The following is a 22,525-nucleotide window of genomic DNA, read 5'->3' as shown; positions in this document are numbered from 1 at the left end:
GTATTGCGCGATTGTAAACCTTTTGTAGAATATTCAAGTGAGCAACACATTATAAATTATAAAAATTCAATACTTTTAAAAGCAAGCTAATATCTAATTATAAGTCTGATACTTTTTAGATTTATGGTAAATATCATAGTCTTATTTCTTATTCCCTTTTTTACTAGATATTTGTTATTTAATAATATTAAAAAACATTTGACTTTCTTTAGCTGGTCTCGGTTAGGCTCAGGGGTGTGGTGCGGCAGTCGCTTCATGCTTATACAACTTTGCGTTTCTTCATGTATCTAATGCTTCCGCACCCTTGTGGTAGGGTCGAGGTCTGGCGCGGTATTTTAAACCCGTTTCCAGCCCCCGCCACTTCAAACCGTACGTGAGGTTCTCCCTCATACGGCTTTCCGACAACCTTCTTCTACAGCTTTCAAAGTTTATATACCGTATATTCCTTTCGGATAGAAGTATTCTAGCGTCACTTTATCAAGCCAATGTTTACATGTTTCTCGTTTACGTTTACGGGTTTTCCTTAGTCGGATTCGTAGTAATTCTATTAGTCGCTTTCTAGTATAACGGTCTAAATCTTGAAACTTCTTAGTTGAATTACCAATGCTGAAATAGTTTCGCCAACCTCTTATTACTGGGTTGAGTTCATCTACTATTTCTTGCATTGTTTTTCTTAGGTTGTTTCTACTCGTTATGTCCCGTATTGTGCTTCTTACTTTGTTCATTGCTTTTGTTGATGGCCATGCAAAGGGTACTAGTTTTCCTGTACGTCTTGAGTGCATTTTGTGGAAGTGATAGCCTAGAAAATCAAATCCTTCATGATTCATGTTTACTATTTTTGTTTTGTCTGGATGAAGGGTTAATTTCAGTCTACTTGCTATCTGCTCTACTATTTGTAGGGCTTTTATGGCTTGTCTTTCTGTTCTGCAGATGATGACTGCATCGTCGGCATACCTAAAAATTTCCCCTATCTTTTCGCAGTTTTCTTTCCAATATGCGTCAAGTACGTGTAGGTATATGTTAGCTAGTAAAGGACTGATGACTCCCCCTTGCGGAGAACCGATGTCTGATGGCGTATGTTGTCCATCTTCTATGACACCGACTTTTAACCATCTCTTGAGCAATTTCAGTACGTTTCGGTCACTTATTCTCCTTTTTACTAGAGATATAAGTATTTTGTGGTCTATGGTATCAAAGTATTTGCTAATATCTAGGTCGACTACCCACCAACCTCTAACGAGTGTTTCTTTGATTGCTTTTATGGCTTGTGTTGCGCTTTTCTTAGGTCGAAATCCAAAGGAGGTTTCTAGGAAGTTTGCTTCGTATATTGGTTCGATTATTATTTTGCATGCTTGTTGGATGATTCTGTCTTTTACTGTTGGTATTCCTAGTGGGCGTTTTGTTCCATCGGCTTTTGGTATGTATACTCTGAGGACTGGTTGTGGTTTGTATGTACCTTGTTGGAGTTCTTGTTGTATTTCTTGAAGGCATTTTTGTACATTACCATTAGCTACTTGGTCGATGGTTATTCCGTCTACTCCCGCACTTCCTTTGTTTTTCTTTACTTCTATCCATGCCCTCCACAAGATATCTGGGCGACATATGCGGTCGTATAGTGCATGAAATCTTCGATTTCTGTTCTTCTTGGCTGCTAGATATAGCTTGCGCTGAAGTATTTGTGATTTTTCTATTGAGTGTTGTTGGCCTTTTTGAGGCATGCACTGTCACTTTCCTTCCCGCTTAGCTTTGGTTGAAGTAGAGGTCCTTCCCTAGATAAAGTTTTGTTGTCTTTATCATCTGCGGTAGTATGACCTCCTCCGACTTCTCACATAGCGTTGTTCTGAATTTCGCTTTTAGGTTCTTATATCAGAACTTACGATATTTGTGGTATATCGACTATGTGAGATCTCTCTTGTTTCATAGTCTACTTTCATAACATTCCGCTTCCCCATACGCCGAGGAGTTCTTCGATGATGCTTTTCCAGATTCTTCTCATCTTCCATGGCCTTCGCTCGCATCACAAGAGCTCGGCTCTCCTTTTGTCCCTTTCGGGTTAACATGACGACGCTGCAGAATTCACTTTATGTTACGGACTGTTATTTTGCTCTCCTTTCTCAGGAGGTTACTCCGCTTCAGCACATTGGGTCACCCCATGCACTGGGAGCCTGCTACATGGCTTTCTGGCAATTACCACGGTCAGACTTTCACTGACTAGCAAACTATGACTTTCAAGACACACGTGATGCGTTGTTATCAGAAGTAATTAGACTACTATGCGTATGTTTTCTATCTACAGGTACTTACTATTTTTAAAAAATGCTAAAAATAACCTTAAATTTGATTGTAAATATCTTCATTTGATTTCTTAATATGTGATTCAAGCATCTGTATATACTCTCTACATTTTTTGTAATTTAAATAGTATAAAGGAGTTTTTCTTCTATAATGAACTTTCTCAACAAATCTCAAACTATTCTTGTAATTAGTTGAGGGCGAGAGGTCGATATATGTTAGTATTCTACCTTTATTTAAACTGAAAACGTTTTCTTTATTTTTTTTATTATAAAAATCAATAATTGGTGCTCTTTTTTCAAATAATAAATCAAGGATTATTTCATACTTAAAATTTCTAGTAAAAATTGCAGATACTTTCCCTGTATGATTTTTCGTTATACGTAATTTTTTGAACTCTTTGGCTCTCTCACTGTATTTTTTTCTAAAGTCTTTTTCTATTAAAATATTTAATTCTATAAAACTTTTTTCAAAATTTATTTTTCTAGATGAGTAATAGTAACCCCTATTAAAAAGTAGTTGTTTTAGTATAATAAGTTCTTTCTTGTCATTAGCTCCCTGCTCCATGTAATGTACAAAATCTTTTAAAAGTGGATATATTAAAACTTTTTCAAACGTTTCCTGATCTATATCGTAATATAAATCTAAAAAATTTATGTATATTGGGAACTTTTCACTTTCATAGATTTTTAATAATACTTTCTCCTTGCATGATATATCGATATATAAGTAGTTTGCAGCAAAATACTCCATAAAGGACTTGTGAGCCCATTTATATTCTAAACCCTCTTGAATAAATAAAGGAACACAATTTATAATATCTTTTAAAACATCTGAAGGATATATATTATTAAGGTAAGGACTGTCTAAAGATTGGCTTAATAAATCTAATAACTTGTCCTTAGTATATTCTACTTTATTATTCACCAGACAGAGAAAACCAAGGTTTCTTAATATTTTATGAAGCTGGTCACTGGATAGCCTACTATGTTTCTTTCTTTTATATCCATCTTTCGAAAGATCATGTTCTTCAAATAAAGCATCGTAAACTTTTCTATAAAACTGATCTTTTTTTATGGGGATATCCCTTTTATGTTTATAAGTCACATATAATAAAGAAACAAGCAAAGGAATTCCTAAAAATGACTCTAAATCACTAAATTTATTTTCCTCTAATGAGATGTTTAACTGATTTATAAGTGATCTTGATAAATCTATTTGTGTTAATTTGTCATACCTTTTAAGTAATTCGTACGCTTCATTTTTCTCTAATTTTTCAATTTCAAATTTCTGAAAATCCCCAAAACTATTAAGCGAATCATCGTTCCTAGAAGTAAGATAAAAAATATTATTTCTTGCTCTAGAAATAAATGACTTAAGATATTGTATTATCTCATCTTTAATATCAAATGGAATTTCATCAAAGCCATCAAAAAAGAATATAAAATCTCCACGCTTAATCAATTCATCTATAAAATCTGTTGAGTAATCACCTATTGAATAATTTACTGTATTTAATATTTCATCAGTTATTGTTCTTTCGGGCGATAATTTCCTTAATTCTATAAAAATAGGTATGCCCATATTTTCTTCAATAGCAGAAAGGAATATCCTTTTCATTAATGTAGATTTTCCCATACCAGCAGTATCTTCAATAATTATTTTTTTATATTTATCTGACAATGTTCTATCATATTTAGATATAGTATGCTTTTTTTCAATCTTTGAATTCTTACTTGCTAAACTAATCGTTAACGGTTGATATACATCCGTAAGATAAATCTGTTGGTTGCCAAGCGCCAGCATGTTAATATATTTGTGTTGATCGTAAGCTCTAATTAAGTATTCAGAAAATACATTAAAAGCAAAATCCTCTAATTTTTCATCAATTTTTTTTCTATCTTTATATGCTTTTAGTTTAGGCTTTACCCATGTGTCCATGATACCAGTAATAGGTTGTTTTACTAATTCAACAGTAGCTGTAACCATAGCTTTCGTCAGAAGTTCATCTTGCATTATTTACCCTCTTTTCTGTATTATTTTAATCCCTTAATTTCCAGCATTTATGTGATTATTTCTGATAACGTTTTGCTATTCCCGACACTCACCGGCTTCAACGCAGCCCCCAATAAGGTGAGTGTGGTCCGGCATACTACCTGTAGTTACTGTCCGGACCCGTAAGTGGGAATAGACGTGTTATCGGTTGGATGAGGCTCTACGAAGCTATAGTGCGACAGGACGTCGCACTCTTAAAATGGTTTATTTGTATGTGTTCGTTCTAAATTATTATTTTTTCAGCCTCACGCATTTTATTTGCAAAATAACTATAATTCTTATTCATTTCAGATTGGAAATTCTCTGCTTCATCCCTCGTCATAAACAACTTCATTACTTGAAACATTGTTTTGTTTTCAGCGGATCTTAGTTTAACAAAGTATTTATTACTTTCATCTAAAGAATCAATCTCATCTATAGAATCTACTATAGTATTAAATAAAGATGTAACTGTATATGAAGAAAATATTTGTGATTGTATCTCCCACGAAATTTCTTGTATATAACTTACTGCTATTTCTTGACCAATTTGTTTCTCTATTTCCCCTATTTCAGAGAAATAGAGACCAGTATCAGACTTAACTTTAATATCTTCTCGATAGGGCTTATCCTCAATAAAACATCTAAAGAGAATATGAAATTCATATGCGACATTTCTTGTTAGAGGGGTCGAACAATCAAAATGTAGACCCAATTTGTTTTCCAGTTGCAACACTTTTTCCCAAAAATCAATAGTTTTATTAGATATGATTTTATCTTTACTAATTTTACCATTAATATTAAATCCAGCCATAGATACTCCATTTGTAAATAAGCTATTATGATATTTATATGCTTGTACAATTTCATTAACTGATTTAATTATTTCCAATCTAAAAATAAAATTTATATTTGCCGAAAAGGTTTTTTCATGAAGTAAAATTCTTACTTTTAACCAAGTATTATCACTAGTTTCAATAGCAATTGTATCCATGCTTTCGTAGGGTACTCTTTTCAACTTTAGGCTTTTTTTCATTTTTCCTGTCTGAAAAACGATAGTACCCATTTCAGGAAATTCTTGAGGTTCAATACTGAATTCGCCGAATTCTTTTAGTTTTTTATCAGATAAAGGGAATTTGATAAAATCAGAACAAGATATTTTATGATTGTTAATTGTAATAGTTCCATCTTCATTGGGCTTACAACTTAATTTAGTTTGTGTCCTGTACATATATTCAAAAAAATCTTCACTAGTCTTAATTAGCTCAGAAAATTTATTAGGTATTTCTGGAAAGACAATATTTAATTTTATATTTAAATCTTCTTTTGATGTAACACCGCAAGCATTTTCCCCTATCTGAACATACTCCAATCCTTTGGGTAATTCTTTATTCAATTGTCTTATTATTTCTTGAGGAATGTCTATAGGTTCTTGTTGTTTTACTAGCCTTTTAAAATCTACATACATAAAATCACCAATCCTCACTTATTTCTTCAAGAATTACAATCTTAGATATTAAGTATAATTTTTCCTTTTGTGTATAATTCAACTCTTCTGTACTTAGATAATTGATTAAGTCTACTTGATCAAACTTATCTTTAACTATCAAATATTTTATATTATCTGGTGAAATCTCCATCCATGCATCACTTAAATCATACAAAGCTCTATTATATAGATTTCGAGTTTTATCATTATTCTGGTCAAAAATCAATACCGGAAGTAATTCAGTATTTATTTCAGCTAATTTAGGTATATAACGCCATTCCCTTTCGTCATGGAAGTTAAGATGTACTTTCTCATCTTTGATACTTCTTTTCATATCTCCAAGAATAGGTTTAATAAAAAACAAGTGAGAAAATAAATAGTTTTGGAGGTTGTTAACTTCAGAATTCTCAGAATCATAACCTAATGCGCTATTGAAGGCTAATCTAAAATCTTCTACTAATTTTGAACGTTCATTTATATAATGTATCGGTTGTATTCCTTGCACCACACACCACTCCTTATAAAGACCTATTCCATATTCTCCATATTCGCTAGTATGTGAAGATATCCTTTGTAAATTAATATCGCAAAAACAAGTAACTGGAATTGAAATTTTACCAATTTCAATTCCCAAATAGTTTATATCTTCTTCAAAATATCGCGGGATTATTGCCTTATTTTTCAGAATCATTTTTAAGTAATCAAGCCTCTGCATAAAATTGAATAACGCATTAGCACTTTGTTTAGGTTTAATATAATTACTATTAAGAGATTGATTTTCACCTGACTGTAGAATTTTATGATTTTTATCCTCTTTCACAAAAAAACCACCTTATAAATTAGCTATTTTCATCAACTAGAAAACTTTTGTATCCCTTATTATTAGTCCGCCACAGGACGTGGCGTCCTTTGCCTCATCTTTACGATAACGTCTTGCAGTCCTGACGTCACTGAGCCTTACAGGCGCAGACCGATGGTTAGATAACTCCTATCTTAGCCTCGGGCAAGCCGACTCTGGTTAGGCTCAGTGATGTGGTGCAGCAGTTACTTCATGCCGATTCCTACGGCTCACTACTTCGTGTATCCCTGCTACCGTACCCCTGCTGGACTGCGTTGTTAACTGTCGTCGGACGACTTCATGTTCAGAGGCTGCCAGGACGGCAGCCCCTTTAAAACATATTAGGTATTCTTTATTGCGTTGTTTCTAAAACAACTTCTTCTTTTTGGCCATCCCACTCAATAGTAAGATTAATAACGTCTTCTCCTATTGGGTAATCATATGTTGTATTAAAACTAGTTAACGTTTTATCTTGATTTAAAACACCATAATCGTCTTGAAATCCACGACTCATACTTGTACTCATACGTGTAGGAAGCATAGTATTGTCGATTGTATTATTATCTATAATATTAAATGTGTACTTCAGATCTTTTACTGTTTCTATGCCTTGATTTAAAAACTTTAGCTGAATATCGTACTGTCCATAGCGTTCTATGTTTGCATTTTCTTTATCATCTTTCCATTCATACTCAAAATATTCTAAATATAGCTTAGCAGCCCAAGACTCCCCATATCCTTTAAATTCAGTTTTGTTTACGTCATGCATTCTATAGAAAACTGCGTTTCCAATCTTTTGAAAAACATCCAATAGTGCTTTTCCAGATTCTTTTGGTTCAAATACGATAATTATATTTTTTACGTTATTTACTAGAGCGTTTTCTATAGTTTCTCCTTCTATCTCGAAGCTACTATATACATTAGGAAAATACTTTTTTCTTTCTGAAATTGATTGAAATTGATACAAAAATATTTTTCCACCGTTATCATTTACCTTGTAGGCACTTGGGGTAGGTAGTATATCTATATAATCTTCCATCGGTGATTTTGCTTTAACCTTTGTTAAAACTAATCCTTCTTTTTCCAAGCTTTCTTTAACATCATCAACCGACAGTAATCCTTCGTCCAGTATTACGCCTATGTTATCAGAGCATGCACTATTAAAAATTATTATTAGCAAACATATTGCAATTAAAAATGCTATTTTTGCTTTACTTGTCATATTACACCTCCATAGAGATAAAACTTACTAAGCTTTATTTAAATTTGTGATTTTATCCGCGCCAAGGACGGCGCGTTTTTTCGTCCGATGTCAGTTAACTATTGGATATCCGTACATTTGGTTCGCATAATCTGCTTTGCTGGTATATAATGCGACGTTATGTCGGATAATTATTACTCTAGTGGACTTAGAAGCCCATTCGATCTAGCGGACTTTTTATTTTAGAAATACTTGTCTTCGTTACATGCGTGTATATTTCTGTTGTTTTCGAACTTGAATGTCCTAACAGTTCTTGTATATAACGCAAATCAGTCCCTGACTCCAATAAATGTGTCGCAAACGAATGTCTTAGACTATGCACTGTTGCCTTTTTCCGTATTCCCGCTCCCTCTAATGCCTTGCTAAATATCTTCTGTAAAGATCTAGTAGTTAAGTGTTTACCTTCCTCACCTCCAGGAAAAAGCCAATCCTTTGGTCTTACCTCATCTATATATTTCTCTAATATTTTCATCGCTGTACTCGAAAGCAATGTATAGCGATCTTTCTTACCTTTTGCCTGCTTTACGTGAATTAATAAACGTTTAGGGTCGATATCCACAACCTTTAATGAAACCACTTCTCCAATCCTCAGACCAGATGAATACGTTAATACTAGCATAGTTTTATGTTTTAAATTTTTTGTTGCTTTAAATATTGCAATTACTTCATCTTCGCTTAATATGACAGGCAGCTTTTTTTCTTTTTTTGGTCTAGGAATATTGATTGATAATTCTTTTTGCTGCAGTACTTCCTTAGATAAAAATTTAATGGCACTGATTACTTGGCTCACATACGTGTGTGATACTTCCTTTCGTTTCATTAGATGTATTAAGTACCCTTCAATCTCTTCCTTATCAAAGCTTAGTATTAGACCTCTTTTGTCCGATTGTATGCCATTTAAGTACTCTATAAATCTTCGAATTTGCCCTTTGTACGCCTTCTTCGTTTTAAAAGAATACCCCCGTAATGACAGCTGTGTTTCCACTTTATCCATCATTTCCTCTAAAATAGTACTATTATCTTGTGTTGATTCCTTTTCAGTCTCAATCGTAAGAACTTCACCAATAAATGCTTCTTTTAAAATTTCTCGTGTCTTATGATCATTTGGTATTGACCACATTTTTAATTTTTGCTCCCAGCATCTACCTGGGATGGTCCGCATCTTTTCAACAAATTCCTGTTTGTATTCGAACTGAACATATAGACGCTGTCCTTTTTGAGTTACCTTAATCACCGTTTCACCTCCAACTTGTTCTTTTGTCGGTTGCAATCTTACGTTTGTTTTATACTATCGTATCATATTTTTATCGGTTTTTTCTATATTTTTCTAATTTATCTATTTGTTGATTATTTAATGATGTATGGATGTTATTGAAAATACAAAAAAACCGAGACCCATTACTGAGTCCCAGCTTCTACTAACAATAGTTTTATATTTGTGTTTTTATTTGGTTATTCTATCATAATTACTTCGTATAGCCTTCTTTTTGATTTGTATCTACTTCAACTTCTACTTGACCTAAGTCAGTGTCTACTTTTCTATAGCTAATTTTTTTCGGGTCTTGGAAGGCATAGTACAAGAAGAATAGTCCCATGATAATGTAGCCTGCCATAAACTCGTTTGCAGCAAAAACTCCAAGCTTTGGTGCGTGCATTATTCCAATGAAGGAAAGACCTGCGCCTATAAAGGCAAAGATTGATGCCTTCTTGAAATTATGATCAATGATATATACAGTAATTGCACCGAGGATTATACCCGTAAACATAGCACCTTGACCAAGTGGTACAAGACCTGTTGAAATTGCTTCTACAGTTTCACCTGCCGCAGTATTAAAGCGCGACATAATGTAATTTGCGAAGTATGGCAGCATTGCAATTACAACTGCTGGGTAGTACTTCGTTTCGTTACTTTGGAATGTTGTTGCTACCATTGACATCCCAACGAATACTAGTATTGGTGCTACTACTGCAAGTGGAATTATGGCTGCCATAGCGGCTATCAGACCAGCCATAGCCGTAATACCAAAGACAACTGCATTCAAGATGCTATATCCACGTCCTGCTCCCATCCACTTAGAGCCTACAGAGGCAATATATACCGTTGTTGGGAAAGCCCCGCCAAATAAAGCACCAAGCATTGTACCTGCACCGTCTACCGCTTGACACTCACGAACGTCATAGCTATCTCCTTCTGCAGACATAGCTTCTACGTTATTCATTGTTTCGATGGCATTGTATAATGTAATTGGTAAGATTACTGCTAGTAAGCCAATAAGAGCCCCTGAGAATAAATAGCCAAATCCTTCAAATACTCCAAAGGTCGGAAGCATTGGATAGAAGCCAACCTGTGCCAAGCCTTCAGTGATTTGTTTCGTATCTGCTGCTCCAATAATATAAGCAAGTCCAGTACCAATAACAATTGCAAACAGTGATGCTGGAATCTTAAACGGCATATACACTTTGCCTAATAATCCTACTAAAATAATAGCTAATACAAACAATCCTACCACTGGCATGTCCAGCGTTTTAAATAGCATTTCTCCACCGATAAAAGTCAATGCGACCCCTGCTAATGCTCCAAGGATTGCAGCCCTAGGGAGGTTGTCCCTTAACCAATTACCTGACGCACTTACTAATACCTCAATTAGTCCACTTAAAAAACAGGCAGCAAGTCCAATCTTCCATGCTAGCTCAGCATCTCCTGTAATTGTTTTTGCAGGCAATAGTACACCAAATAGAAATACGAACATAACTGGCGTACTAATTCCGTAGGAAAGTGCTGTAACATCCGTACGGCCTTCTTTTTGCGCTAGGCGGTTTGCAGAATAAGCATAGTATAAGTTCCCGAAAATAACAGCTACCGCAGCACCAGGTATAACCTTACCGAAGACAATTTCAGCTGAAAACCCCATACCTAACATTGCCGTCGCAATGACAACAAAGTTTGCTAGGTTGTTTTGAAACAGCGCAAAAAATGCATCCGTGTCTTCTTTTTTGAACCAAGGGTAGTTTACCTTAGCTTCTTGACTCATTTTCTTTATTCCTCCTCAACAAAATAAACTTTGCCTTTTTCTAGGCTTTGTATTCTTACAAGCGAGTAGACAGGATGCCCTGCCTCCCTAAGCTTGGTACCACCATCTTGAAATGCCTTTTCAATAATAATTCCTACTCCTGCCAAGCTTGCACCTGCCTGTTCAACTATTGAAATCAAGCCAAATGCTGCTGCCCCACGGGCTAGAAAATCATCAACGATTAACACATGGTCGTCTTCATTTAAGAAACGTTTAGCAACGGTGATATCACTTTCTTCTTTTTTTGTAAAAGAATACACCTGCGACACATAATTATCATCTGTCATGGTGATTGATTTTTTCTTTCTTGCAAATAAAACTGGAACTCCTAGCTCCAAGCCAGTGGTTAAAGCCGCCGCGATTCCTGAGGCTTCTATTGTTAATATTTTAGTGACCTTCTTTCCACCTTCAACCCTCTTAGCAAACTCCTTGCCTATGTCAACCATTAACTCAGGATCAAGCTGATGATTTAAAAAGGAATCAACCTTTAAAACATCTTCAGATAAAGCTATTCCATCAATAAGAATTTTTTCCTTTAAGCTTTCCAAAATTATTACCCCCGTTGTGATGTTTATGAATAATCTAGCAAAAATAAAAAAACCTAAAACAAAATGCCTTTTCACAAGTGAAAAGAGACATTCTTTTTAGGCTGCTTTTTTCTAGACTATTAAGAAGTATCTAAAATTCACTCGTAGTCGATCCATTTAGGGTGGTCGGTAGATACTCGCAGGCCATATTCCTGCTATTATACGAGTTGATTATAAAATTATATTATTACATATTCGACAGCTTTCGACACCCTTCATTATAACGCAATTATCGAAAAAATCAATAAAGAAAACTTAGTTCTGCAGGAGTTTTTATTAGCAATTTTATCGACTGGCAAATAACTAGTACTATTATGCTTATATGACTAGGTAATAAATTGCTGGTTTAAATTACTTCTCTTTTTCTGTATAATAGCTTGAGAACAAAACATATTGAAACAGTATAATTATCCTTTAAAATATAGTAATTATTTAGAGTAACAGGTTTAGATTATTACAATAACAGGTTATAAACTAAGGAGAGCTAACATGAAGAAACCTAGAAATCGCTGGAGTGTCGTATTCGGTGCCCTTCTAATCCAGGTATGCTTGGGCGCAGTTTATGCTTGGAGTTTATTTAATAAACCTTTAACTGAGAAGTTTGGATGGTCTACCGACGATGTTGTATTGACCTTCTCAATAACTATAGCAACCTTTGCAGCCTTTACCTTTTTTGCTGGTAAGCTCCAGGATAAAATTGGCCCTCGCTTAGTTGCAATGGGCGGCGGTATTTTGCTAGGGGTTGGCTTGATGCTAGCAAGTACTGCTACAAGTATTTATCAATTATACTTCTATTATGGAGTTATTGGTGGCGCTGGTATTGGTGCCGCTTATGTTTGTCCTATTGCCACTTGTGTTAAATGGTTTCCTGATCGTCCAAGTTTAATTACAGGAGTAGCTGTAGCTGGTTTTGGAGCTGGCGGTCTTTTATTCAAGCCTATTATCACCTACTTTATAGATACTTTAGGTGTTATGCCTGCATTTTTTTATCTCGGTCTTATTTATTTAATCGGAATCACTGTAGGTGCTCAATTCCTTGCTAATCCAACAGAAAACTGTATTCCGAAAAAAGATAACGCCGACACCATTATTCCTAAAAAAGATTACTCTACGAAAGAAATGCTTAAGACACCTAAGTTCTATGTGATATGGTCAGTCTTTTTCATTGGTTGCATGGTAGGGCTAATGGTTATAAGCCTAGCTGTTGATATTGGGGTTAATTTAGCACAAATATCAGCTGAGGCTGCTGGTAACGCAATTATTACTATTGCACTGTTAAATGCCTTTGGTAGAATATTCTGGGGCAGCGTTGCAGATCGCTTTGGTTTTAGAAACACTTTGATGATTATCTATAGTCTAACTGCTATCACTATCACTTACATGGGCTACGTTAGTTTAACGTACTTTACGTTCCTTGTTACTACTTCTATTATCGGTTTTTTCTTTGGTGGGTTCCTTGCTTTATTTCCATCAAAAACGGCGTTTCATTATGGAACCAAAAACCTCGGAACAAACTATGGTCTTGTCTACCTAGCATATGGTCTTTCTGCTTTTGCAGGACCTATACTAGCTACACGTTTAGGATTTATAAATGCCTTCTATATTTCTGCAGTGCTGTGCTTGCTAGCGGTAGCGGGTATATATTTAATCCGCTCGATAAGTTTAACTTCAGAAAAAATCATGTCAAAATAACAAAAGCTAACAGTAAAGAACACATTAAACTGTTCCTGCTGTTAGCTTTTTTAGTTATACACCTGCTAGCTATTATTTAATTATACATATCATCGTCTTGCTCCTGCGATGTATCACTGGCTACTTGCTGCTGATTGTCCTGAGCTTTTTTATTGGCCTTAAGTGTCAGTATTAATAATGTTGTAAATGAAGCTAAAAATATAAATGTCGCAATTATCACAACCCATATAACTATCGACGGTACTCCTTTAACAGCTCCATCTTGGTTTGCATCTTCGTCTCCAGCTTCATCTACAAGACTTGGGTCCCGTTGTCTTTCAATCTCCCTAAGGATTTTTCTTCGCTCTTCCTCGTAATTTAAGCCTCCACTAGTGTCTGGTGCAGCAATATCTGGCGTGCTTGTGGCAGTGGGTGTTCCAGAGGCTGTTATATCAATACCTATTGCCCTACTACCAACATCCCTCCAAATTCGCTCAAAAACGACTCTATTATATGCTTCTATCTGTCCAGTATTGGGGTCACTTACATACACACTATCTGCATCAAAATCGAACAATACCACTGTCGTCTGATTCCCATGCCATTGGATTAGATTATTATCTATTGTCCACCAAAACTGTGTGATACTAGCTGGACGCAACCCTTCAGTAACCCAAACAATCATCGGATTACCACGTTCGACTTCGGATAAAACAGCCAAAAACGGCCGTCCACTTCGATCAATCACCTGACCTACAGGGATTTTATTGCCTAGAATCCTAGCCAAAGGTTGCTGATATAAGCCCAGTCCCTGTTCACTAAAAGGGTCTCCTATAAAACCGCGACTAGGGTCTCCACCTATTTGTCGATTGTTCACTTCGACTGGTAATGGCTCAGTTGGTAGCTCCCGACCAATTTCTTCTTTAGTAATCTGTACCCCGTGATAATTCAATAATATCGCAATTGCAGTCGCTTCACTACCCGAAGGCATCTCTGGATGCTTCTTAATTGTAGGGAATGCACTGATATTTGGCGGCGATTGTGCAGATGCTTTAGATAATATTTGTGGACTATTTGTTATTATAAAGGCCAGCATAAATATTAATATAATGGCTGCATGTAATATTTTGTTATATCTATTAAGAAATTTCATATCATCACTCACTTCAATGTCTGTTGGTTTATTTCAGTCACAGGTATTCTATATATTAATCGGCAATACCAACAAAAAAATGAAGTGCTTTTTTAAAAGCCACACAAAAGGCGACCTTCGCAGGTCGCCTTTTACAGATTAAACGGTACTAAATTATAGTTTCACAACGTTAGCAGCTTGAGGTCCACGTTGTCCTTCTACTACTTCAAACTCAACCTCTTGGCCTTCGTCTAATGTTTTGAAACCGTCGCCAGTGATAGCTGAGAAGTGTACGAATACATCATTTCCACCTTCAACTTCAATGAAACCAAAACCTTTTTCTGCGTTAAACCATTTTACTTTTCCTGTTTGCATTACTTGAAAACCTCCAAAAATAATATTGATAATATGTGGCACTCTTAGTTTACAACAAAAATCCACATATTATAAGCGCTCTTTTAGGAGCTGTGTAACCTTATAATATCTGGATATATATTTCCCATACTGGTTTACACTTGCCTAAGTATTACGCTATAAAATAATTAAAGCACCTTTGCAAATAAATGTCAACTTAAAGAGCTGTGTCTAGCGTAAAATTTTTTTACTTATTCACTGGGACTACTTAATGTGATAATATATGGTCTATTGACGGAAAAAGTTACAAAGAAATTCAGGTTATTAGGAGTGGCTAAATTGAGCTATACTGCGGGTCATAAATTGAATTTTAGTTTGTTTTTGATTGCTACTTTCTGTACGATGATAAACTTTTCTGCCTCGGTAATAATCTTGCCCTTATATGTGCTTGAACTTGGTGGAACAGAATTTCTTTCTGGTCTGCAGTCAACTATATATTTTCTAGCTGCAGTATTATTTCGCCTATACCTTGGCCCGCTAGCAGATACTCACGGGAGGAAGCTCCCTCTTATAATAGGTGTCTTTGCCTTTGCCGCTGCGCCCCTGTTTTTCTTGTATAGCTATGATTTCTATACTTTAACCGCTGCTAGGGTATTCCAGGCTATTGGACTCGCTGCCTTTTTCTCTGCAGGAAGCTCCTACACAGCAGATATTGCACCTAAAAACAGAATTGGCACGTACATGGGTTTTTATCGTTCAGCTCATGCAATGAGCTTATTAGTCGGCCCTGCTAAAGCATATTACATAATAAATCATTGGGGCTACGATGTGTGGTTCTTAATTAGCATGCTTATTGGTGTCATTGGTCTTATTTTTATTAGTTTAATTAGATCCACTAGATTACCTTCAACTAATGCGCAAGAAACTAATGATTTTTCTGCATACGAAAATAACACTAGCTCACTAAGTCTGATGAAGGAAGTTGTTAATAATTCTAAGGTATTCCCTGTTTATTTAGGAATCGCCATTTCTGCAGCTGGCTATGGCTCACTTGTCACTTTTGCCGTAATTTATATAACGCAGGTTTCTGACATCGTCAACCCTGGAATTTATTTTACGTATTTTGCTATTGCTAGTTTATTCGCTAATTTAACTGTAGGTAGAATTTCTGATTATATTGGCCGCTCCTTAGTAGCATGGCTCTGTGTATTTAGCTTTGGCATATCAATGTTTATGCTGTATTTGCTGCCTTATCATCAGCTATTCATGTTACTTAGTAGTACTCTGGCTGGAGTTGGCTTTTCAGGGGGATTACTTGTATTGATAGCCTGGCTGATAGATACTGTTGCTAATAACCTTAGGGCTACTGCCTTGTCTATCCAGGAAAGTACAATCGACATGTCAATCGCCCTAGGTGCCTTCGTATTTGGAGGAATTGCCACCCTCTACAGTTTATCTATATCACTGGTTGTATTCTCTTTGCTATTGATTATTATTCCGATTTTTATGTTATCAGGACAGCGGTTAACGACCAATTAGCAGCTACTTATAGCTCAATTTGATTGCCGTTTATATAGCGACTAATTATATTTCTATCATCGCCAATATATAGAAACCGCTGCAACCTTTCTTCTAACGAAATATCTGTGCTACCTAGGTTTTCATCATCTATTATTAATGCATCTAAGATATATCCTTCTTCAAGACTGCCAACCTTTAAATTCTTTTGCTGGTAGCTTTCTAATGCATTGAAGAATTGTCCATTACCTTTTGTGCCTAAATAGAATGCTTCTTTGTATGTATATGGCTTATAATCAAGGCTTTGGTTGGATTTTATAAGTTTTGAGTTCTGAATTGCTTGAACCATAATTTTATTCATCGCTAGCTCATGACCAGCTCCAACATCAGTTCCTAAACCAACTGTGATTCCAAGCTGCTGCCATTTTCTTGCTGGCATTAGACCACTAGCCAGGTTCATATTCGCCTGTGGGCAGTGTACTGCTGTTACTTTTCGCTTTGCTAGCAACCCAATGTCGTATTCATCTAAATAGATACAGTGAGCCATCATCGTTGGTGTCTCACCTAATAAGCCATAGGAGTCATATATATCTCCGTAGGATCTATGCTGCGGGTAGATATCCTTCACCCATTTAACCTCATCAACATTCTCTGATAAATGGGATTGCACTGGTGTCCTGTACTGCTGAGCAAGCTTACCTAAGCCAATCAATAACTCCTTTGAACATGTAGGTGCAAACCGCGGCGTAATAATTGGCTGTACAGAGCTGTGATCACTATACCTATCTATTAGTTCTTCTGTCGCATACAACGACTGCTGGGTATTCTCCTTTAAATAATCTGGGCAGTTCTGGTCCATATTCGTCTTACCTACAAGCCCAGCAAAGCCTTTATCTATTGCTATCTTAAATAAAACATCCGTACTTTCTTTATGTATCGTCGCTAGAATACTGGCTCTTGTAGTGCCTTTTCTGATTAATGCATCAATAAATTTCTGGTAGATATCTTTGGCAAGCTCCGTGTCGATAAACATTCTCTCACTTGGAAAAGTGTACTGCTTTAGCCATTGAATCAATTCTTGATCTATACCGATTCCCCTCTGCATAAATTGCGGTGCGTGGGTATGCAGGTCTATAAACCCTGGGATTATCAATGAATCACCGTAATCCGTAGTTAAAATGTTTGCTAAGTTCTTAGGCAATTGCTCATATACACCTTTAATTACACCAATTTCATTATCACTATCATCATTTCCATAAACAATGCAGCCATTTCGAAACACACTAATTTCTTTGGCGGTATTAGGGTATATTATGTTTCCTTTTATCGCCTTAAGCGTCTCACAATTGTTTGACATGCGGCTCTCCTTAAATACACTTATTCTATTTCTTTTTCTGAAACAAGCTCCGGTAATGTGTTAGGACATTATGATAGTCATCCAATGTATCAACATCATATAATATACCTGGACTACTTACTTCAACATAATTTGCAACCTTTCTACGGATGTAAGCCTTCAGATTATAGCTGTCTGGTTCATTCAGTATTTCATTTATAATCTTTCGTTCTAGCAGTATTGGATGACCTTTTTTGCCTTTCCACACAGGAATAATTATTTCACCACTAGCCGCTAATAAAGACTTGCAAATCTCCTGATTGATTAATGGATAATCCCCAGGAGTGAAAAAAACCTTATCCGCATTAGTAGCTGCAAGCCCCTTCTGCACAGAACTAAACATACCTTGGTCATAATACTCATTATAAATAACTTCGACCTTAGGGTACTGCTTAATCGCCTCTTCTATGCGCTCAATTTGATATCCACCAACTACAATGACCCTCGAACACAAATCATAAAATGCCCTAATACTCAGCTCGATCATTTTGCGTCCGTCGAAATCTAATTCCATTTTATATACACCAGCGCGCTTAGAATAGCCTGCTGCTAATACAACACCTTCTACGTTAGTGGAATCAGCACTACCATTAAGTTTCTTATCTGTATTCATATGTACCAGCTCCTTGGCGACAAATACATGCTTCTTATATCAACTATTCTGCATTAATATATTTTTTCCTGCAAATGCTAAAGCGTTACTGACATCTTTGCTTAAATATATGAGAAAAAGGGCTGAAGCGATATTGTGCGCCTCAACCCTATAAGCATGCGAATAATTAATTTGTGGGATTACAACTGAATTTTAAAAATTTCAATCGAATGTGTGATTTTACATGCTTTCAGCTTTCATGTTAGCTTCTAGCTTCTTAGCTTTACGAACACTTAATTTTTGGTACGTAATAACCCCTAGGAATACTAATAATCCAAATAGGTCTGTAATTAAGTGTGCATATAATAACCCTAATCCTGCTACCGCAAGAATAATACGTTCAAAGACCGTCAGATACTTATCAATATAACCTGTCAACGAAGTGCTAATGCAGAACATACCGATTATCGCCGTACCGACGGCTGTTATCAAACCTATTGCCGTTACATCTTGCATTAATAGCATCGGTGATAGTACGAACATATACGGTATGATAAAGGCACCTATAGCTATTTTCACTGCATACATACTAGTCTTAAACGGATTACTACCTGCAATCCCTGAGCCCGCATAGGCCGCCAAGGCTACTGGCGGTGTTATATCCGCTACGATTCCGAAGTAGAATACGAATAAGTGAGCAGCAATTACTGGTACGCTATCAAATGCTAGTAACGCTGGAGCCGCCATAGTTGCAACAATTACATAGTTAGCAGTAGTTGGCAAGCCCATCCCTAAGATAATACTAGCAATCATTGTGAACACCATCGTTAATAATAGCTTATGATTCGCTAATTCTATAATTCCACCTGCTATACGTAAACCTAAGCCCGTTAGTGTAATAACACCTACAATAATACCTGCAGCAGCACACGCCGCTATAACAGGCAATGCAGTTCGAGCTGAATCAATCAATATGCGAATGACGATAGCGCCTGTCAGCTTTTCATCAAGCTCCTGTTTTTTGTTTAAGATAAAGGCTAGAATCATCACTACTATGTTCATACCAATTGCCGTGTAAATTCCGTATAAGGCTGCCTTCATAGGTGACTGTCCCGAACTTAATACAAAGATAATCGCAGCAATCGGAAGTAGCATGTAACCTTTGGTAATCATGAGTGTTGTGAATTTCGGCAATAGGTCTCTGGCAATACCCATAATACCGTTTTTCTTAGATTCATAATGAACAGCTATAAATTGCGCCGTAAAAAAGAGTAGCGCTGGAATTAAAGCTGCCTTTAATATTTCGCTGTATGGTAGACCCGTAAATTCTATCATTAAGAATGCGGCCGATCCCATAATTGGTGGCATAATCTGTCCACCCGTAGATGAGGCAGCCTCTACCGCAGCTGCATATTCACCACGATAACCTGCCCGCTTCATCATTGGAATTGTAAATGCGCCATTTCCTACGGTGTTAGCAACTGAGCTTCCCGTAATCGTTCCCGAAAACACACTTGTCAAAACACCAACCTTCGCTGGTCCGCCTGTCATCCAGCCTGCCATTGACATCGCTAGCTGGCTGAAAAACTTCTCTAATCCTGTGCGCTGCAGTATAACTCCAAATAAAATATATAAATAGATAAAGGTAGCTGAAATAGAAATAGGAATTCCAAAGATACCTTCCATACTCAAAAACGAGTGAGAAATAATCCTCTGTACACTGTAACCACGATGCTGGAAAAACTCTGGTAGGTAAGGCCCCAAATAAGCATAGACTAGCATTGCACTTGCCACTACTACAATTGGTAGACCAACAACCCTACGGGAAGCTTCCATAACTAACAATACACCTGCTGCCGCTATCATGAAGTCTATATTGTTGTACATACCTACCCTACTAATAATGCTTTCATAGAAAAAGAAATGATACAAACCAACGGAAAGTCCAAATGTTGCTAATAGTACATCATATACGTTTATCCCTGCTTTTCCTATATGGTACTTTTTAGAAAGCTGGAACAAAATTAATACCAATGCTGATACACCAGCAATTTCTATACTAATGCTTGCTTTAATATATAAATATATTACAACCCCTAGTAGAATTGCAGTGTTTACCCAAGATAGCCACGGTCGTTTTTCATCTCGTTTACCAGCAGGATATAATAAGAATATAAGTCCTAATGCGAAGGCCACATGAAATCCACGCTGTTGGTTTGATGGTAGTGTGCCAAAAATAGCAGTATATAATTGAAATACACTTAATGATATCGCCAAAATTGCAATAATCCATTTCCAAGCTACATGCATTTCTTGTCGGTAATTTTTACTTTTATCAAACTCTTTTAGGACCTTCTCAGCCTTTTCCGCCTGCTCGCCCTTTACATCAAATTCAATAGGCTTATCTATGGTCTTAATATTTTCCTGGTTATCTAGATTGCCTTGGTTATCTCTATTTGCTTGATTTTCTTGATTATCTTGCTTGTCAACCATAGCTTACCTCCTCCCCTATCTACTTTATCATAGTTATGCGGTTTCTTCATTTGGTAATATAACTAAAATTTCTATAAAGCTCCTGTCAGTAATAATGTCGCGTAGACGCAGTCGTTCACCATCTGCAAAAACTATGGTATGGTCAGCTACGACAATTCCTACTTGAAGTGGAATTCTATCAAATAGTCGATTCTGATATCTAACAATGTAGTACTCATCGGAAACTATGAATTCTGTCCAAAATCCATCTACCTGTTCTGGACCTACTGGTAGATTAGCTCCAAATTCATCAAATCTCATCTCATAGATTTCAATTTGTTGTTCATTATAAACTCTATATTCTTCAAACACCCGTCTATTCGTAACGGAGTGTATATATTCTAAGGTAAAGGTTTCTTCTACTTCTATATTCCGATTATATAATAAATCTTTAGTGCGTCCATCAACGATATACAACTGTAAACTCTCTATCATATTGCTCTTTTCATCTTCCAGTGCCTGCTCTATGTCACTTTTATCAAATGATGCAATTAAGCTATACAGCAAAAAAAATAGTAACAATACTATGCTACTAATGAAGCCTAATTTTAAAAAAAAAGGAAAATAATGAGCACCTTTTGAGGTGCTCATTGAATTTTGTCTCATATTAGTTAGCCAATCCTACTTCTTGGAAGTATCTTAACGCCCCTGGGTGGAATGGAACTGGGTCTATTCCTAGCATTGCGTTATCCAATGAAATCTGATCACCACGAGCATGACCAGTTGCAATCTCTGGCTGACGCTCATACATAACACGAGTTAAGTCATATACTACCTGCTCATCCATATCAGTTGGTACATATAATACAGCCCATTGAGAAACGGTATATCCAGTTTCTGTTTGGCCGTCATATGTGTTTGCTGGAATTTCAAACGGCGAGAAGGTTGGGTCCATTTCTAATAATCTGTCTAAGCCTTCACCTTGAATGTTGACAACATTAACATCAGTAGCAGTTGTGATGTCAATTACGTTAGCTGCAGGAACTGCAAGTACTGCAAACGCTGCATCCAACTCACCATCTTTTAGCTTACGTGCTGCATCTGTAAAGTTATCCTGGAACTTACGAATGTCATTATCAGGATCTATACCGAATGCTTCTAATATTGCTTCTGCCGAAGTTGCAGTACCACTTCCAGGAGGTCCAATAGAAACGCGTTTTCCTACTAAATCTTCAATACTCTTAATACCTGTACCTACTGGAGCTATTACTTGCATAACTTCTGGATAAATAACGCCAGCCGCTCTAAAGTCTAAAGCATTACCTTCAAAAGCTCCTGTTCCTTCAAAAGCAGCAGTTGCAGGTCCATTCATAGACATGATAAGCTCTGCCTCACCACTTGCTAATAAGCGTAAATTCTCTACAGACGCACCTGTTGCTTGAACTGTTACGTTCATACCGTCGATGTTCCTGTTCCAAACATTAGCCATCGAACCACCTAGCGGATAGTAAGTCCCACCAGTTCCACCAGTTGCCATCAGTAAGTTAAGATCCCCTGGTGATGGTGCGCTTGGAGCAGGTGCTGGATCAGCAGGCTGTTGCGTATCACCTGGATCTGATGGCTCCGCCGTAGTGTCGCCACCACCTCCACAACCCACTACTACAAGCGAGAAGGCAAGTACAACTGTTAAGAAAATCATCAGTTTCTTGTTCACTTTCATTCCCCCATTTCATTTTTTATAAATAAATCTAGTACTATTTTACATTAAGTCTATTTTTTTTTCATCATTTATGCTCATATTTTTTCGGAATCATAGGT

17 protein-coding genes and 1 riboswitch are annotated in these 22,525 nt (G+C 36.4%); of the genes, 2 read left to right on the top strand and 15 right to left on the bottom strand.

What is annotated here, in order from left to right; genetic code table 11:
* Window positions 1–428: 428 nt before the first annotated feature.
* From ltrA to BHF68_RS07145, 8 genes are all read right to left on the bottom strand, one after another.
* Window positions 429–1,718 (bottom strand): group II intron reverse transcriptase/maturase, encoded by a 1,290-nt coding sequence (ltrA, locus tag BHF68_RS07180; RefSeq protein WP_069642956.1) that lies wholly within the window; start codon window positions 1,716–1,718, stop codon window positions 429–431.
* Between the two features lie 613 nt (window positions 1,719–2,331).
* Window positions 2,332–4,308, bottom strand: a complete 1,977-nt coding sequence (locus tag BHF68_RS07175) for an NACHT domain-containing protein (protein ID WP_069642955.1) — start codon at window positions 4,306–4,308, stop codon at window positions 2,332–2,334.
* A 262-nt stretch (window positions 4,309–4,570) separates the two neighbouring features.
* Window positions 4,571–5,812: an abortive infection system toxin AbiGii family protein gene (locus tag BHF68_RS07170; RefSeq protein ID WP_141706247.1), complete on the bottom strand. Its 1,242-nt coding sequence runs from the start codon at window positions 5,810–5,812 to the stop codon at window positions 4,571–4,573.
* Complete coding sequence (locus BHF68_RS07165; RefSeq protein WP_069642953.1) at window positions 5,799–6,635, bottom strand: abortive infection system antitoxin AbiGi family protein; 837 nt, start codon at window positions 6,633–6,635, stop codon at window positions 5,799–5,801. Before BHF68_RS07165 ends, BHF68_RS07170 begins: the two co-directional genes overlap by 14 nt.
* 370 nt (window positions 6,636–7,005) lie before the next feature.
* Window positions 7,006–7,875: a hypothetical protein gene (locus tag BHF68_RS07160; RefSeq protein WP_069642952.1), complete on the bottom strand. Its 870-nt coding sequence runs from the start codon at window positions 7,873–7,875 to the stop codon at window positions 7,006–7,008.
* A 187-nt stretch (window positions 7,876–8,062) separates the two neighbouring features.
* Window positions 8,063–9,148 carry a tyrosine-type recombinase/integrase gene (locus BHF68_RS07155; RefSeq protein ID WP_069642951.1) on the bottom strand — a complete coding sequence of 362 codons (1,086 nt, stop codon included), beginning with the start codon at window positions 9,146–9,148 and terminating at the stop codon, window positions 8,063–8,065.
* 232 nt (window positions 9,149–9,380) lie between these two features.
* Window positions 9,381–10,946 (bottom strand): uracil permease, encoded by a 1,566-nt coding sequence (locus BHF68_RS07150; protein ID WP_069642950.1) that lies wholly within the window; start codon window positions 10,944–10,946, stop codon window positions 9,381–9,383.
* Window positions 10,947–10,951: 5 nt separating this feature from the next.
* Window positions 10,952–11,533 (bottom strand): xanthine phosphoribosyltransferase, encoded by a 582-nt coding sequence (locus BHF68_RS07145; RefSeq protein WP_069642949.1) that lies wholly within the window; start codon window positions 11,531–11,533, stop codon window positions 10,952–10,954.
* Window positions 11,534–11,657: 124 nt separating this feature from the next.
* Window positions 11,658–11,758, bottom strand: a riboswitch (purine riboswitch).
* A 303-nt stretch (window positions 11,759–12,061) separates the two neighbouring features.
* On the opposite strand from BHF68_RS07145, the gene BHF68_RS07140 reads away from it, so the two are divergent.
* Window positions 12,062–13,264 carry an L-lactate MFS transporter gene (locus BHF68_RS07140; RefSeq protein WP_069642948.1) on the top strand — a complete coding sequence of 401 codons (1,203 nt, stop codon included), beginning with the start codon at window positions 12,062–12,064 and terminating at the stop codon, window positions 13,262–13,264.
* A 76-nt stretch (window positions 13,265–13,340) separates the two neighbouring features.
* Here BHF68_RS07140 and BHF68_RS07135 read toward each other — a convergent pair whose 3' ends face one another.
* Complete coding sequence (locus BHF68_RS07135; protein ID WP_069642947.1) at window positions 13,341–14,396, bottom strand: C39 family peptidase; 1,056 nt, start codon at window positions 14,394–14,396, stop codon at window positions 13,341–13,343.
* A 153-nt stretch (window positions 14,397–14,549) separates the two neighbouring features.
* Window positions 14,550–14,750, bottom strand: a complete 201-nt coding sequence (gene cspD / locus BHF68_RS07130; protein WP_069642946.1) for a cold-shock protein CspD — start codon at window positions 14,748–14,750, stop codon at window positions 14,550–14,552.
* A gap of 318 nt (window positions 14,751–15,068) precedes the next feature.
* On the opposite strand from cspD, the gene BHF68_RS07125 reads away from it, so the two are divergent.
* Window positions 15,069–16,268 (top strand): MFS transporter, encoded by a 1,200-nt coding sequence (locus BHF68_RS07125; RefSeq protein ID WP_069642945.1) that lies wholly within the window; start codon window positions 15,069–15,071, stop codon window positions 16,266–16,268.
* A gap of 7 nt (window positions 16,269–16,275) precedes the next feature.
* On the opposite strand, the gene BHF68_RS07120 is transcribed toward BHF68_RS07125, so the two are convergent.
* The 5 genes from BHF68_RS07120 to BHF68_RS07100 form a co-directional block, all read right to left on the bottom strand.
* Window positions 16,276–17,604: an amidohydrolase family protein gene (locus tag BHF68_RS07120; RefSeq protein ID WP_069642944.1), complete on the bottom strand. Its 1,329-nt coding sequence runs from the start codon at window positions 17,602–17,604 to the stop codon at window positions 16,276–16,278.
* 25 nt (window positions 17,605–17,629) lie between these two features.
* Entirely contained in the window at window positions 17,630–18,256 is a 627-nt protein-coding gene (locus tag BHF68_RS07115; RefSeq protein WP_069642943.1) for a nucleotidyltransferase family protein, read from the bottom strand.
* A 219-nt stretch (window positions 18,257–18,475) separates the two neighbouring features.
* On the bottom strand, window positions 18,476–20,728 hold the full coding sequence (locus BHF68_RS07110; protein ID WP_069642942.1) for a TRAP transporter permease: 2,253 nt from the start codon (window positions 20,726–20,728) through the stop codon (window positions 18,476–18,478).
* Between the two features lie 33 nt (window positions 20,729–20,761).
* Window positions 20,762–21,289: a DUF1850 domain-containing protein gene (locus BHF68_RS07105; protein ID WP_176719894.1), complete on the bottom strand. Its 528-nt coding sequence runs from the start codon at window positions 21,287–21,289 to the stop codon at window positions 20,762–20,764.
* Between the two features lie 85 nt (window positions 21,290–21,374).
* On the bottom strand, window positions 21,375–22,421 hold the full coding sequence (locus BHF68_RS07100) for a TAXI family TRAP transporter solute-binding subunit (protein ID WP_176719893.1): 1,047 nt from the start codon (window positions 22,419–22,421) through the stop codon (window positions 21,375–21,377).
* Window positions 22,422–22,525: the final 104 nt, after the last annotated feature.

This window comes from Desulfuribacillus alkaliarsenatis (assembly GCF_001730225.1).
Taxonomy (GTDB): Bacteria; Bacillota; Bacilli; order Desulfuribacillales; family Desulfuribacillaceae; genus Desulfuribacillus; species Desulfuribacillus alkaliarsenatis.
Note: the sequence above shows the minus strand (reverse complement) of the source record. Positions and strands in the feature narration are given on the sequence as shown.